The following is a 14,521-nucleotide window of genomic DNA, read 5'->3' on the forward strand; positions in this document are numbered from 1 at the left end:
ACCAATTCGTCAAGAAGTGGACTGCGTGCTGGCCCCGCCCTTCACGCGCCGCCCGCACTTGATCAAGCTCAAGTGCCGACCCCCGGGTTCCCCCTAGGCTGTCGCTTGGTCGGGGTCGTGGGCCCGGCAGCAGGACGGCCTCGCGCCGATGGAGGTCCCCGATGCGATTGAATGAACCCGTGACCCAGCGAGAGCACCTGTTCCAGGACGAGCTGCTCGTCTCCACCACCGATGCCCAGGGCCGCATCACCCACTGCAACGCCGCCTTCTGCAGCGTCAGCGGCTACAGCTACCAGGAGTTGATGGGCCAGCCGCACAACCTCGTGCGCCATCCCGACATGCCGGAGGAGGCCTTCAAGGACATGTGGTCCACCATCGGCCGCGGCCGCCCCTGGACCGGCATCGTCAAGAACCGGCGCAAGAATGGTGACCACTACTGGGTGCGCGCCAATGTGACGCCCATCCTGGAGCGCGGCAAGCCGGTGGGCTATATGTCGGTGCGCGAGGCGCCGACGCGCCAGGAGATCCAGGACGCCGAGCAGCTCTATGCCCGCCTGCGCGAGCAGCAGCGCAGTGGCATCCAGCGCATCCGCCTGCATGCCGGCCGGGTGCGGCGCACCGGGCTGCGTGACCTCCCCGCCCGCTGGCACCGGCTCAACATCACCCAGCGGCTGATCGCGGGGCTGAGCGGCATCGGTCTGGGCGCTGCGGCCGCGAGCTGGCTGCTGCCCGGCTGGGGGGCCTGGGCGCCTGTGAGCGCGGCCCTGCTTGGCAGCGTTTGGCTGGTGATCTGGTTCCAGATCGACATCCAGCAGCGCCTGGACGATGCCGAGGAAGCCGCCAACCGCATCGCCAGCTGCAACCTGGTCGACGGGGTGGAGAACGTGCACCCGCATCCGGTGAGCGCCATCACGCGGGCACTGAGCCAGATCCAGATCAATCTGCGCGCCGTGATCGGCGACGCCCGCGAAGAGGTGCGGGGCACCGTGCAGACCACGGCCGAGCTGGCGCGGGCGGGGCAGGACCTGTCGGACCGCACCGAGCACCAGGCCAGCGCCGTGCAGCGCTCGGCGGCCAGCATGGAGCAGATCGCCACCACGGTGCGCCAGACGGCGGACACCGCCAGCCAGGTGGCGGCGCAATCGACCTCGGCCGCCGGCGCGGCCCAGCGCAGCGGGGATGCCGTGGGGCGCGTCAACAGCGCGTTCACGGCCATCGAGGCCTCGTCCCGGCGCATCGGGGACATCGTGCAGGTCATCGAGGGCATCGCCTTCCAGACCAACATCCTGGCGCTCAACGCCGCCGTGGAGGCCGCCCGCGCGGGCGAATCGGGCCGCGGCTTCGCGGTGGTCGCCAGCGAGGTGCGTGCCCTGGCCCAGCGCAGCGCCACCGCGGCCAAGGAGGTGCGCCAGGTGATCCAGGCCTCGGTCGAGCAGGTCGCGCAGAGTGCCCGCGAGATGGACGAGGCCAACGAGACCATCCGTCGCACCGTCGGCGAAGTGAACCGCGTCGGCACCATGATGGCCGAGATCCGGCGCGCCACCACCGAGCAGTCCAGCGGCATTGCCGAGGTCAACACCGCGGTCACCACGCTGGACCGCATGACCCAGGAGAACTCCGCCATGGTCGAGCAGACCACGGCGGCGGTGGAGGCCCTGCTGCAGCGCTCGGACACGCTCAAGCGTTCGCTGGAGGTGTTCAGGGCCTGAGCGTAGGCAGCCGGCGCGTCCCGGCGCTTTCTGACCGCACGCAGCTCGCCCTGGTGGGGCGGCGCCGCAGGCGCAGCGCTGGACAATGGCGGCCGGACGCCGGGCGCTTGAGCCGTCCGCCCGCCCGCACCAGGAGTTCCATGCAGACACGACGCTTCTTCACCCTGCTCTGGCGGGTCAATGCCCTGATCATCCTCGTGGTCGGACTCCTCGCGACCGCCCTCCTGGCAGCCGCCGGCTATCTGCTGCTCAAGGACGCGATGCGGACACGGCATGTGGACGACATAGCCAGCACGGCGTTGGGCGACGTCCGGGACAGCCGGGCGGAGCTCGGTGCCTTCGGCCCCATCCACGGCAGTCCGCTGCTGCGCGCGCCGCTGACCGTGCAGCAGACCTATGCGCTGGGCTCGGGCTCCAAGGAAGCCGGCTCCGTGCGGAACTATCTCTACGTCGACCCATCCCGGCGCTCGGCCCACTGGCTGCTCCCGTCAATGGACAGCGTCATTCTCAGTTCCGAAGCGCTGCCTTCCAGTGAATACGGGAGCAAGACGCGGGAGGCCGTCGCCTACGTCCATGTCACCGTCAGCGTCGACAGCAGCGGCGACGAGCGGCTCTCGGCCTCGGACGCCCAGCAGATCGCGGTGTCGGCGCCGGACGGCAAGGGCTACCGCCTGCTTGCCGACAAGGCAGACCGGCTTCTGGACGCCCGACTGCTGGACAGCGGCCGGCTGTTCATCCTGTATGCCAAGGGCAAGAAGCTGACGGCCATCGAGCTGGATGCACGCGATCTCTCGTCGCCGCTGGTCAGCTACGAGCTGCCGGCCTCGATCCAGTAGCGGGCTGCCCAGGCCTTCGATGGCAAGACCTGACCCCGCGCAGGGGCCCTGGCCGCTTCAGCGCTTGCCGGCAGCGTCCGGGGTCAGGGGCGCCTCGCTGCCCCTGGCGGTGCCGGCTCAGGCCCGCCGCAACAGCTCGCAGGCCAGCTGTCCCACCCGCGCCAGCGCCTGCGGGTGGCGATCCGTCCAGTCGGCGCCGACGCCGATGCGCACGCAGTTCTTGAAGCGCTCGTGGGCGCTGAACAGCCGCCCCGGCGCGACCAGGATGCCCTCGGCCTGGGCGGCCTCGAACAGCGCCTGCGCGTCCAGGCCCCGCGGCAACTCCACCCACAGCAGGAAGCCGCCGGGCGGGTCGCTCACCCGCGTGCCGGGCGGGAAGTGCTCGGCCAGCAGACTGCGGGCCTCTTCCAGCCGTGCCGCCGCCCAGCTGCGCAGCTGGCGCATGCCCGCCAGATAGCCGGCCTGCGCGAGCAACTCGGCCATGGCCAGCTCGATCACCGCCGTCTGGGCACCCTGCACGTTGTTGAGCTGGCGCAGGCGCGCGGTCCAGCGCCCGGCTTCCACCCAGCCCAGGCGCAGGCCCGGCGCCACCGTCTTGGTGAAGGAGTCGCACAGCATGACGTGGCCGGTAGTGTCGAAGCTCTTCACCGTGCGCCGCAGCTCGTCGCTGAAGACCAGGTCGTTGTAGACCGCATCCTCGATGACGGCGAAATCGTGCTGGCTGGCCATCTGCGCCAGCCGCCGGCGCTCGGCCAGGGGCATGCAGCTTCCCAGGGGATTGCTCAGCGTGGGCACCACCAGCACCGCCTTGACCGGCTGGGTGTCCAGCGCCAGCTGCAGCGCGTCCAGTGACAGGCCGTGGCGCGGATGGGTGGGGATCTCCAGGGCCTTGAGGTGCAGGCTCTGCAGCAGCTCCAGGAAGGAGTAGTGCGTGGGGGATTCGATGGCCACCACATCGCCCGGCTGCGTCACGGAACGCAGGCACAGGCTGATGGCTTCCATGCAGCCGGCGGTCAGGGTGATGCGCTCCGGATCCAGGCTGCAGCCCAGGCCCAGGGCATAGCGCGCCAGCGCCTGGCGCGCCACCTCGTGCCCGTTGGGGCCCGGGTATTCGCACAGGAGATGGCGGTGGCGCTGCACGGCGCGCACCAGGGTGCGGCGCACGCGATCTGCGTCCAGCATGGCCGCCCCCGGCGTGCCGCTGCTGAAGCTCACCAGCGCCTGGCGGTCCTGGAGCCCCAGCAGGCGCTGGCCCAGCACGTCCACATGCACCGGCTGCGCCCGCCGCGGCACCCGGCCCACCGTGGGCTCGGGCAGCTGGGTCGAGCGGCTGGCCGCGACAAAGAAGCCCGAGCGCGGCCGGGCGACAACCAGACGGGCGTCCTCCAGCCAGTGGTAGGCCTGCACCACGGTGCTGAGCGCCACGCCGTACTGGCGGGCCGTCTCCCGCACCGAAGGCAGGCGCTGGCCGCGCGCCAGGCTGCCCTGGCGTATGGCCTCGGCCAGGGTGTGGGCGATGCGCAGGTACAGCGCGCCGCCCTCCTGCGGACGGGCGGTGGCGGGGGATTCAGGCAGCGCTGCGGCAGTCATCACGGGATTGTGTACTGGCCGGCAAGCGGGCAGGCAGTACAGATGCCCGGCCCCTCAACCCATACAGATGGCTCGACCACGCCACTGTCCTGCCGGCCTTCGCCGCGGCCTGTGTCTGGCGGCCGGGCCGGGGCGCCGCGACAGTGGAGGCATGGACACCACCCTGCCGCCCCCCTCCTCGCGCTCATCCACCCACGCCCTGCGCCCCGCGCCCAGGGCGGCCGCGGTGCCGGAACCCCTGCCGGCCAGCCAGCTGCTGGTGCTGGCCGCCAGCGGCCACAGCCAGGCCCTGGACTGCCCCGCCGGCGGTGAGCTCCGCATCCTGCAGGGGCGGGTGTGGATCAGCCGTGAAGGCCACGCCGAGGACCTGTTCCTGGACAGCGGCGAGGTGCTGCGCTTGCAGGAAGCGGCCCGCCTGCACCTCAGCGCCGAACAGGCGGCACCGGCCTGGGTGCGCCTGGCGCCCGAGTGAAGCCGGGCCCTGCCCTGCGATAATCCGCGCCTTCCCCAAAAAAGGTCTGGCCAGCGCGCGGTGTCGTCCGCAGCGGGCACGGACTCCCGAACCCATGTCCACCGAGCTGTCCACCCGCATCGAGACGGAAGTGCGCCGCCGCCGCACCTTCGCCATCATTTCCCACCCTGACGCGGGCAAGACCACGCTGACGGAAAAGCTGCTGCTGTTCTCGGGCGCCATCCAGATCGCCGGTTCGGTGAAGGCGCGCAAGGCCAGCCGCCATGCGACCTCGGACTGGATGGAGATCGAAAAGCAGCGCGGCATCTCGGTGGCCTCCTCGGTCATGCAGATGGAATACCGCGACTGCGTGATCAACCTGCTGGACACCCCGGGCCACCAGGACTTCTCGGAAGACACCTACCGCGTGCTGACGGCCGTCGATGCGGCCCTGATGGTCATCGACGCGGCCAACGGCGTCGAGCCCCAGACCCGCCGCCTGCTGCAGGTCTGCCGCGCCCGCAACACGCCCATCCTCACCTTCGTCAACAAGATGGACCGCGAGGTCCAGGAGCCGCTGGCCCTGCTGGACGAGATCGAGCGTGAGCTGGGCATGGCTGTGGTGCCCTTCACCTGGCCCGTGGGCATGGGCAAGCAGTTCCATGGCGTGATGGACCTGCGCCAGGAGCGCATGCGCGTCTTCGCCCCCGGCGAGGACCGCGTGGCGGGCGACGAGGAAGTGCTGGCTGGCCTGGACAACCCGGCCTACGCCGAGCGCTTCGGCATGCAGTACGACAACGCCAAGGGCGAGATCGAGCTGGTCAACGAGGCCGCACCGACCTTCGACCTGGAGCAGTTCCTCACCGGCAAGCAGACGCCCATGTTCTTCGGCTCCGCCGTCAACAACTTCGGCGTGCAGGAGGTGCTGGACGCGCTCGTGGAGCTGGCCCCGGCCCCTGGCGAACGCGGCGCCATGCAGCGGGTGGTCAAGCCCGAGGAGCCCAAGTTCAGCGGCGTGGTGTTCAAGATCCAGGCCAATATGGACCCGGCCCACCGAGACCGCATTGCCTTCCTGCGCGTGGCCTCGGGCCACTTCGAGCGCGGCATGCGGCTGAAGGTCGTTCGCTCGGGCAAGGAGCTGCGCCCCAACACCGTGGTGAGCTTCCTCTCGCAGCGCCGCGAGCTGCTGGACGAGGCCTTCGCCGGCGACATCATCGGCATCCCCAACCACGGCGTGCTGCAGCTGGGCGACACCATCACCGAAGGCGAAGCCCTGCAGTTCACCGGCCTGCCCTTCTTCGCGCCGGAAATGTTCCGCTCCGTGGAGGTGGCCGACCCGCTCAAGACCAAGCAGCTCAAGGCCGGCCTGCAGCAGCTGGGCGAGGAAGGCGCGATCCAGGTCTTCCGCCCCGTGGCCGGCAGCGTGCTGCTGCTGGGCGCCGTGGGCCAGCTGCAGTTCGAGGTGGTGGCCCACCGGCTGGAGCACGAGTACGGCGTCAAGGCGCGCATCACGCCCAGCCGCTTCCAGGTGGCGCGCTGGGTGACCTGCGACGATGAAGCCGAACTCAAGCGCTTCATCAACGCCAATGACTTCCGCATGGCCTACGACGCCGTCGATGCGCCCACCGTGCTGGTGGAATACGCACCCGAGCTGCGTGCCATCGAGGCCAACTGGCCCAAGATCAAGTTCCACGCCCTGCGCGAGCACGCCGGCCTGGTCTTCCAGCAGCGCCTGGACGGCTGAGCGCGTCGCGCCTGCCGGAGCAAGGGGCTGCCGCGGCAGCCCCTTTTGCATGGCGGACTGGCCCTTCAGGCCTCAGAACTGGTACTGCAGGGCCAGGTAGTAGGCGTTGACCTTGCTCTTGCCATAGCGCTCGGCACCGAGCTTGAAGGCCCAGCCGCTGCCCAGGCCGTAGCGCAGGCCGGCGCCCAGGGTCGGATCGGTCACGGTGTCCAGGCGGCGGCCGGTGGTGGAGCCCACCATCTTCGTGCGGCCGATGCCCGCGCGACCGAACACGCCCCAGCCCTCGCTCAGCGCCAGGGTGCCTTCCACGGCAAGGCCCACGTGCCGGTCGGGGATCTGGTAGGCGTCCGTGCGGCCGAAGAGCTCGGGAAAGCGGATGAAGCTCAGCTCGCGCGTGAAGCCCTCCACCGCCAGCTGCTCGCTGACGCGCCAGCCCACGGCCATACCCAGCGATGGGTCGGCGCCCTCCTTGTAGGCCGGCCCGCTGCCATCGGCCTTGCCGACGGACAGCGCCACATAAACGCCTGGTTCCGCGGCCCGGGCCGAAGCCGCGAAGCCCCACGCCAGGGCGATGCCGGCCATCGCCAGGGCCCTGCGCCACGTCTTGTGTCTGCTCATGGTGTCTCACTCCTCCTGTGTTCGTCGGAGCGCGAGCATAGGGCGTGGGACCCCGCCGGAGCGGCACTCCCCCTCCGTCCCCCCCTTCGCCCGGGCGCAGCTCGCCCAGGCCCGGTGCCCGTGGCCGGGCAGGACCCGTGGTGCGCACGGTACTGGCAAGCCCTGAGCGCAGCGCGCCAGGCATCTGGCACAGTGGCCGCCATCTCGCGGCCTGGCTGGCGCACCTGGGGCGCCGCACCCACAACGCCTTGCAGCTGCTGCTGGTGCTGGGATCGCTGCTCGCGCTGGTCGTGCTGCTCAATGCGCTGAGCGTGGGGCTGCTGGGCTATCCGGACCTGCGGGTGATCGGCCACGACTCCGACGCCCACGTGCTGCACTGGTACGCCGACCGCTTTGCCGGCCAGTCCAGCAGCGTGCAGCTGCTGAGCATGCCGCTGTGGGTCTACCGGCTGCTGATGCTGGCCTGGGCGCTGTGGCTGGCACTGACCCTGCTGGGCGTGCTGCGCTGGGCCTGGGCCCACTTCAGCGAGGGCGGCGTGTGGCGGGCGGGCGGCCGGGCGCTCAGTCCGCCTTCCAGTCCTGCTGCCCGTAGCGGGACAGGATGCGCGCCAGTCGCTTGCTGCGGCGCAGCTCGGCGATGCCCTGGTCGAAATGCTCGACCAGCTGCGCGGCGTTGGGCAGGCGCGGGCTGAAGCCCACATAGACCGGCGAGGCCTGCTGGCAGCCGGCCTCGCGGATCTTGTCCTGCAGGCGCAGCTGCTTGACCAGCATGTGCATCACCGCCGCGCTCTCGATGACGCCGTCCAGGCGCCCGCGGGCCAGGTTGCGCGCATTGACCTCGGCGGGATTGGCGCCGCGGGTCAGCACCACGCGGGCCTTGTTCTCCGGCCGGCTGATCCACTCGCCGAAAGCGAACTCGTATTCGTAGCCCGACACCACGGCCACCTGACGGAGCCCGTCGAGGTCGGAGGCCTGGCTGAAGCGCAGCGGGTTGCCGGCGGCCACGTAGAGGCAGTCGGCCGGCTCGCCCACGGCTTCATGGCCGATCAGCAGCCCCAGGCGCTGGGCCTGCTCGCGCGTCAGCTCGGGAGCGATGGCGGCCTGCCCCTCGCGCACCTGCTGCAGGGCGCGGTCCCAGGGCACGATCTGGTATTTCAGCTGCCAGGTGGGCGGCGCGAAGATCTCGCGCAGCATCTCCACCACATAGCCCGGCCTGTCGCTGTCGGGCTGGCAGTTGTAGGGGCACCAGGGGTCGGACAGCACCAGCAAGACCTGCCCCCCAGGCGCAACGCCGCTGGCCTGCGTCGCGGGCATGGCGCCCGCCCCCGGGGCCCCGGACTGCGCCCAGGCGCCCGGGACCCCGACCAGCAGGGCCCCCAGCAGCCACACCCAACGCCCGACAGCACGCAGGTTCAAACGCTTCTCCTTGGCCGGCCAAGGCCGACGCAGCCGCCCCATTCTTGATGAGTCGCCCTGCGCAGGCAAGCGCGGGTCGGCCAGGGACCGGCACTTTCCCGGCCCTTCGTGAACACGGCCATGAACACAACCGTTTGCAGATGCAGCCGAAGCGCCAGCGGCGCGGGGCAGCGCCGGCTCAGAACTTGGTGCTGTAGTTCGCCGGCAGCCAGGTGTAGCCCTTGCCATCGGCGCGCAGCTTGCCGATGCCGGGGAAGCTCACATGCGCCACGGCCACGTAGTAGCCCTTGGCCGCGGCCTCGGCATAGGCCTTCTTGCGCTGGGGCGCGGCGGCCTTGGAGTCGCTGTCGAACTGGATGGTCACGCTGGGGTCGGGGAACTGCACGGCGGCCACGTGCATCAGGTCGCCCCAGAAGGCCATCTGCTGGCCCTTGCTCTCGATCACGTAGATGCTGTGACCCGGCGTATGGCCGGGCGTCGGCACCGCGCGGATGCCAGGCAGCAGCTCCGTCGGGCCGCTGAAGGGCTTGAAGCGGCCGGCGTCCACATAGGGCTTCAGCGACATCTGCGCCCCCTCGAAGCCGCTCTTGGCCTCGGCCGGGGCCTTGTCCATCGCTTCCTTGCTGAGCCAGTAGTCGGACTCATGCTGGTCCGCGCGCACGACGGCATTGGGGAAGGCCGCCTTGCCGGCCGAGAGCAGGCCGCCCACGTGGTCGCCGTGGAAGTGGGTGATGTAGATCTCGTCGATCTCCTCCGGCTGGTAGCCGGCCGCCTTCAGCTGGAGCAGCAGACGGCCCAGCGTGGGGCCGAAGAGGCCGGCCGCGCCGGTGTCGATCAGGACCAGCTTGCTGCCCGTGTTGACCAGGAAGGCATTCACCGAGGTCTCCACCGGCGCCTTCAGGTAGGCGCGGCTGAGGGCCTTCTCGACCTGGCCGGGCTTGGCGCCGGTCAGCAGCTTGTCCACCGGCAGGTCCACGGTGCCGTCGTTGAGCGCGGTGACCTCGAAGTCGCCCAGGGCCAGGCGGTAGAAGCCCGGTGCCTGGTTCTTCTGCTGGGGGGCGGCTGCCAGGGCCGGCAGCGAGACGGCCAGTGCCAGGCCCAGGCCCATGCAGATGCGGGACAGTTGCGGGATGGTTGCGCGTGCGCTCATGAAGTCCTCCGGTTGGGAATGCGGCCGAGCCTCTCGCCCGTGCGACAGGCCCGCATACAAGGTGCAGGACGCCCGGGAAGCCCGGCAGTCCTGGCGGGAAGGCAGCATAGCGGCGGCGCATTCGGCCCGCCACGCCAGGGGCATTGCCGTCGCCAGACCGGGTGACAATGCCTGCATGAGTTCCGCCGTCCCTTCCCGACTGAGCCTCTACCTGAACCTGATCCGCTGGGACCGTCCGGCCGGCTGGCTGCTGCTGCTGTGGCCCACGCTGGCCGCCCTGTGGATGGCGGCGGACGGCTTTCCCGGCTGGCACCTGCTGGCCGTGTTCACCGCCGGCACGGTGCTGATGCGCTCGGCCGGCTGCTGCGTCAACGATGTCGCCGATCGCGACTTCGACAAGCACGTCAAGCGTACTGCCCAGCGGCCGGTGACCAGCGGCGCGGTCTCGGTGAAGGAGGCGCTGGTCGTGGGCGCCGTGCTGGCCCTGCTGGCCTTCGGCCTGGTGCTGACGACCAACGCGCCCACCATCCTGCTGTCCTTCGCGGCCCTGGCCGTGACCCTGCTCTACCCCTATGCCAAGCGCGTGGTGAACATGCCCCAGGCCGTGCTGGGCGTGGCCTTCAGCTTCGGCATCCCCATGGCCTTCTCGGCGGCCCTGGGCGGCAGTGAGTGGAGCCTGGCGGCCATCCAGGCGGCCGTGCCGAAGTCGGCCTGGGCCCTGCTGGTGGCCAACCTGTTCTGGGTGCTGGCCTACGACACCGAGTACGCGATGGTCGACCGCGACGACGACCTCAAGATCGGCATCAAGACCAGCGCCATCACCCTGGGCCGCTTCGACGTGGCGGGCGTGATGGCCTTCTACGCGGTCTTCCTGGCGTCCTGGGCCTTTCTGGGCCTGCGCCTGGGCCTGGGCAAGGTCTTCCTGCTGGGGCTGGCCGTGGCGGCGGCCCAGGTGGCCTGGCACTACACACTGATCCGCGACCGCAGCCGCGAGGGCTGCTTCCGCGCCTTCCGCGCCAACCACTGGGTGGGCTTCGCGATCTTCGCCGGCACGGTGGCCGACCTCAGCCTGCGCTGAGCGGCACGGGGCTCAGTCGAAGACCGAGTTCAGCACCGCGGCCACCACCAGGGTGGTCACGGCCACCAGCACCAGGTCCTTGCCGCACACCTGCCACTCGTAGCCGGGGTAATGCGGCAGGCGCTGCTGCAGGGCGGGCGGCGGCAGGCGCTTGGCAATGCCCGGAGGCAGGGGCTTGCCGCGCGCCAGGTTCTTGCGGATGCCCGGCGGCAGGTCGGCATAGCGTTCGCGCACGCCGGCCTCGCGCACCCACAGGCGGGCGTCGCCCACGCTGATGTTGACGCTGACCAGACCGCCGGCGTCGCCGCGCACGCTCACGCTCGTGCCGTCGGCGCGCTCATCGCGGTCATTGCGGTCCTCGTGCTTGTTGCGCCCCTTGCCGTGACCACGGCCCTCGGGCGGATTGGCGAGGGCGGGCAGGGCCAGGGGCGTGAGCAGCAGGGGCAGCAGGTGGCGGCGTTGCATGGGGACTTCCTTTCTTGTGAGCCGGGCGCCCCGGGGCACGAGGCACGGCGGATGTGCGCATTGTGGACCGCAGCGGGCCTGACGCGAACGACCGAGAACCTCAGCGCGAGGCGCTGCGTGCACTCGCCGCGCACGTGGCCAGGGATGGGCAAGTCATGACATCCGCTGCATCGAGCAGATCAGGTCAGGCAGGGACGGTGGCGCTACAGGCTCAGCGCGGCCGCTTGCCCGGCTTGAACGCCGCCACCGCCGGCACGAACAGCTCCATCACCCGCAGCGGCGCCCCGCCCCGGCGGAAGACCGAGTTGCGCGACCACAGCATCTGCGCGGGCGGCAGCTCGCCCGTCGCGGCCAGCCATTGGCGCGCCATCTGGCGGCGGGTGTGGCCGAAGCGGGCGAGGCGGCGGGGCTGGAGCTCGCTGCGCTGGATGCGCGGGTCGTCATAGAGCAGGTGGGCCAGGGGCCGCGAGCCCAGACCCTTGAGCGCCTTCCAGGGGCCGGCCAGCGAGGACTGGTGCAGCGCCGAACGGGCCCAGACCAGGGGCTGGCCGTCCACGCGCAGCAGCACCTCGCGCACCACCGTGCAGCCGCGCCGCGGCAGGCCCAGGGCCTGGCGCTCGGCCGCGCGCAGCGGCGTCACGCCCTGGCGCAGCACCTGCACTTCGAAGCGCTGGCCCAGGCGGGCCAGACGGCGGCTGAGGCTGCCGGGCGCGCACAGCCAGTCACGCAGGGAATGGCGGGAAGCAATGCCCATGTCAGACGGCAACAGGGGGCCAGGCGGGATCGTCCGCCAGGCGGGAGAGTTCGGGATTGGCGCTCACGGCGCGTGAGTGTAGGGCCGCGGCGGCGGCCCGCACCCGGTCTCAGCGCGGCCGCGACTCGATGAAGGCCAGCGTCGCGTCCACCATGTCGGCGTCCTGCCCCCAGAAGCCATGCGGTGAGCGGCCCTCGCAGGCGTCGGGGCCGCTGACGGGGCCCTGCCCGCCGCTGATCAGCTGCGTGCGGGCCGAAGCGCCGATGCGCTGCGCCACCCGCTCCTGGCCGCTGGGCGGCGAGCGCGGGCAGCTGTCGTCGACATGCCCCAGCAGCAGGGTGGGCTGCTGGATGCGATCCAGCGGCAGGTCGAAGACATGGTGGCCCGCCCAGGACTTGCGCGCAGAGACGCTGGTGCTCAGCACCGAGCTCAGCACCAGGCCGTCCGGCGCCGTCTCGCCCGAGAGGCGCGCGGCAGCGTTGACGGCCGAGATGCTGCCGCGGCTGGTCCCCAGCAGCCAGACCTCGCGGGCGCCCTGCCCTCGCAGCCAGCGCAGCACGCGGCCGATGTCCTGGGCATGGGCGGGATCGATGCGGAAGCCGGCCAGGCCGTCATCGCCGCGGTAGTCGGCCGGCGCGTCCAGCGTCACCACCTCGTAGCCCCGCGCCTGGAACAGCGGCCGGGCGCGCAGCAGGGCATTGCCCTTGAGCTGCGTGGGGCAGCCCGCGGCGTCCAGACCCACGTGCCCGTGGCCGCCGGCAAGCAGGACGAGGCTGATGCCACGCGCCGGCGCAGTGGGCGCACTGACCGCGAACGGCAAGACCTGACCCTCGTGGGCGCTGATCTGCTCCAGGCGGCCACAGTCCGCGGCCGCCAGCAGCGGCCACGCCAGCGCCGCCAGGACCAGCGACGGCTTCATCCGCATGCCGCCTCCCACGATCAGGCGCCGCCCTGGCTTCCAGCGCCGCCGTGCACGGGCGGGGCGAACTCCTCGCCCAGCTCGCGGGCCCGCCGCTGGGCGGCCTTCACGGCCTGAACGATGGCCGGGCCGACGCCCGCTGCCTGCATCGCGCTGATGGCCGCATGGGTGGTGCCGCCCTTGGAGGTGACACGTTCGCGCAGCACGGTCGGCGAATCGCCCGACTGCAGGGCCAGGGCGGCGGCGCCGGCGCAGGTGGCCAGGGCCAGCTCGCGGCCCTGGGCCTCGCTGAGGCCCATCTCCTGCGCGGCCTGCACCAGGGCCTCGACCACATAGAAGAAATACGCCGGGCCGGAGCCGGACAGCGCCGTCACGGCGTCCAGGTCGGACTCCTGCGCCACCCAGACGGTCCGTCCCGTGGGGGCCAGCACGGTCTCGACGAGCTCGCGATCCCCGGCCGTCACCGCCGGCCGGGCGAAGAGTCCGGCGATGCCCTGGCCGATCAGCGCTGGCGTGTTGGGCATGCTGCGGACCACGCGCTCGCTGCCGGTGGCGCGGGCGATGTCCTCCGAACGGATGCCCGCCATCACCGAGAGCTGCAGGGCCTGCCCCAGCAGGCCGGCGCAGGGCGCCGCGGCCTCGGCGAACAGCTGCGGCTTGACCGCCCAGACCACCAGGCCCGCCCGGGCCAGCGAGGCGTCCGGGGCCGCCAGGGCCTGCAGCCCCAGCTCCGCCGCCAGCTTCTGGCGCTGCGGCTCGTAGGGCTCGACGACGAGGAGGGAATCCGGCGAGCGTCCGGCGCGCAGGAGGCCGCCCAGGATGGCGCTGGCCATGTTGCCGCCGCCGATGAAGGCCAGGGTGTTGTTCATGGAGTCGGTGTCAGGGAGTGGAGGGATGACGGTGCCGGCGCCCGGCGGCGCTGCGCCGGGGCCAGTGTAAGAGGGGCATGGGCCGGTGCAGACGGGGCCGCCGGACAGCCGGGCGGCACCGGTCTTGGGGATAACGTCGACTTGGCAGGGATGGTCCACCTGCTTAAGCTCGCGCCCGGAGTCACGAGAGGAGACCAGATGAAGACCAATCAAGCCCATCCCCTGCCGCCCATGGAGTCCCTGGCGCATTACCGCGAGCTGCCTGCCGACGAGATGAAGGCCCGCGCCCTGGCGCACTACGAGCAGCAGAAGCGCCGCCGCACCGTGCGCGACTTCGACAGCCGCCCGGTGCCCCGCGAGGTCATCGAGCATTGCCTGCTGGCCGCCGGCACCGCGCCCTCGGGCGCCAACCAGCAGCCCTGGCATTTCGCGGTGATCGAGGACCCGGCGCTCAAGCGCCAGATCCGCGAGGCGGCCGAGGAGGAAGAGCACGCCTTCTACAACGGCCGCGCCCCCGAGGAATGGCTGCGCGCCCTGGCTCCGCTGGGCACGGACCCGAACAAGCCGTTTCTGGAGGAGGCCCCGCTGCTGATCGCCATCTTTGCGCAGAAGTACGGCGTCGATGCGCAGGGCGAGCGCTTCAGCCACTACTACGTGCCGGAGTCGGTGGGCATCGCCACCGGCTTCCTGATCAGTGCCCTGCACGACGCCGGCCTGGCCACGCTGACGCACACGCCCAGCCCCATGGGCTTTCTCAACGGCCTGTGCCGGCGCCCGGACAGCGAAAAGCCGGTGATCCTGCTGGTGGTGGGCTACCCGAAGCCGGGCTGCCAGGTGCCGGTGCACGGCGGCCTCAAGAAGCCGCTGGCGCAGATCAGCACCTGGCTCTGAGCCGGGCCGTCTTGCCCGGGACGATGTGCCG

14 protein-coding genes are annotated in these 14,521 nt (G+C 71.3%); 6 read left to right on the plus strand and 8 right to left on the minus strand.

Annotated features, from left to right (window positions below):
• The first annotated feature begins 161 nt into the window (after positions 1–161).
• A complete protein-coding gene (locus O9Y01_RS05925) occupies positions 162–1,709 on the plus strand; it encodes a methyl-accepting chemotaxis protein (RefSeq protein ID WP_269630613.1) in 1,548 nt (515 codons plus the stop codon).
• Positions 1,710–1,849: 140 nt separating this feature from the next.
• Positions 1,850–2,545 (plus strand): hypothetical protein, encoded by a 696-nt coding sequence (locus tag O9Y01_RS05930; protein WP_269630614.1) that lies wholly within the window; start codon positions 1,850–1,852, stop codon positions 2,543–2,545.
• Positions 2,546–2,662: 117 nt separating this feature from the next.
• Here the strand turns inward: O9Y01_RS05930 and O9Y01_RS05935 are convergent, their stop codons facing one another.
• Positions 2,663–4,135, minus strand: a complete 1,473-nt coding sequence (locus tag O9Y01_RS05935; RefSeq protein ID WP_269630615.1) for an aminotransferase-like domain-containing protein — start codon at positions 4,133–4,135, stop codon at positions 2,663–2,665.
• A 151-nt stretch (positions 4,136–4,286) separates the two neighbouring features.
• Between O9Y01_RS05935 and O9Y01_RS05940 the strand changes: the two genes are divergently transcribed.
• Together O9Y01_RS05940 and O9Y01_RS05945 are read left to right on the plus strand one after the other, a co-directional pair.
• On the plus strand, positions 4,287–4,607 hold the full coding sequence (locus tag O9Y01_RS05940; RefSeq protein ID WP_269630616.1) for a DUF2917 domain-containing protein: 321 nt from the start codon (positions 4,287–4,289) through the stop codon (positions 4,605–4,607).
• 94 nt (positions 4,608–4,701) lie between these two features.
• The gene (locus O9Y01_RS05945) at positions 4,702–6,330 is read left to right on the plus strand and encodes a peptide chain release factor 3 (RefSeq protein WP_269630617.1); all 1,629 of its coding nucleotides are present in this window, start codon (positions 4,702–4,704) and stop codon (positions 6,328–6,330) included.
• A gap of 72 nt (positions 6,331–6,402) precedes the next feature.
• On the opposite strand, the gene O9Y01_RS05950 is transcribed toward O9Y01_RS05945, so the two are convergent.
• The 3 genes from O9Y01_RS05950 to O9Y01_RS05960 all read right to left on the minus strand — a co-directional run bounded on the left by O9Y01_RS05950 (position 6,403) and on the right by O9Y01_RS05960 (position 9,514).
• A complete protein-coding gene (locus O9Y01_RS05950) occupies positions 6,403–6,948 on the minus strand; it encodes a porin family protein (RefSeq protein WP_269630618.1) in 546 nt (181 codons plus the stop codon).
• A gap of 561 nt (positions 6,949–7,509) precedes the next feature.
• On the minus strand, positions 7,510–8,364 hold the full coding sequence (locus O9Y01_RS05955) for a substrate-binding periplasmic protein (RefSeq protein WP_269630619.1): 855 nt from the start codon (positions 8,362–8,364) through the stop codon (positions 7,510–7,512).
• Between the two features lie 178 nt (positions 8,365–8,542).
• Positions 8,543–9,514: an MBL fold metallo-hydrolase gene (locus tag O9Y01_RS05960; RefSeq protein ID WP_269630620.1), complete on the minus strand. Its 972-nt coding sequence runs from the start codon at positions 9,512–9,514 to the stop codon at positions 8,543–8,545.
• A gap of 175 nt (positions 9,515–9,689) precedes the next feature.
• Here O9Y01_RS05960 and ubiA point away from each other — a divergent pair, with 175 nt between their 5' ends.
• Complete coding sequence (gene ubiA / locus O9Y01_RS05965) at positions 9,690–10,592, plus strand: 4-hydroxybenzoate octaprenyltransferase (RefSeq protein WP_269630621.1); 903 nt, start codon at positions 9,690–9,692, stop codon at positions 10,590–10,592.
• A 12-nt stretch (positions 10,593–10,604) separates the two neighbouring features.
• Here ubiA and O9Y01_RS05970 read toward each other — a convergent pair whose 3' ends face one another.
• The 4 genes from O9Y01_RS05970 to proC form a co-directional block, all read right to left on the minus strand.
• Positions 10,605–11,057, minus strand: coding sequence for an anti-virulence regulator CigR family protein (locus tag O9Y01_RS05970; RefSeq protein WP_269630622.1), 453 nt, complete (start codon positions 11,055–11,057; stop codon positions 10,605–10,607).
• A 211-nt stretch (positions 11,058–11,268) separates the two neighbouring features.
• The gene (locus O9Y01_RS05975; protein WP_269630623.1) at positions 11,269–11,811 is read right to left on the minus strand and encodes a chorismate--pyruvate lyase family protein; all 543 of its coding nucleotides are present in this window, start codon (positions 11,809–11,811) and stop codon (positions 11,269–11,271) included.
• A gap of 109 nt (positions 11,812–11,920) precedes the next feature.
• A complete protein-coding gene (locus O9Y01_RS05980) occupies positions 11,921–12,736 on the minus strand; it encodes an alpha/beta hydrolase (protein ID WP_269630625.1) in 816 nt (271 codons plus the stop codon).
• A 14-nt stretch (positions 12,737–12,750) separates the two neighbouring features.
• On the minus strand, positions 12,751–13,599 hold the full coding sequence (gene proC, locus O9Y01_RS05985) for a pyrroline-5-carboxylate reductase (protein WP_269630626.1): 849 nt from the start codon (positions 13,597–13,599) through the stop codon (positions 12,751–12,753).
• Between the two features lie 198 nt (positions 13,600–13,797).
• Here proC and O9Y01_RS05990 point away from each other — a divergent pair, with 198 nt between their 5' ends.
• A complete protein-coding gene (locus tag O9Y01_RS05990) occupies positions 13,798–14,490 on the plus strand; it encodes a nitroreductase family protein (protein WP_269630627.1) in 693 nt (230 codons plus the stop codon).
• Positions 14,491–14,521 lie beyond the last annotated feature (31 nt).

The sequence above is a fragment of the Pelomonas sp. BJYL3 genome, assembly GCF_027257975.1.
Classification (GTDB): domain Bacteria; phylum Pseudomonadota; class Gammaproteobacteria; order Burkholderiales; family Burkholderiaceae_C; genus Roseateles_B; species Roseateles_B flavus.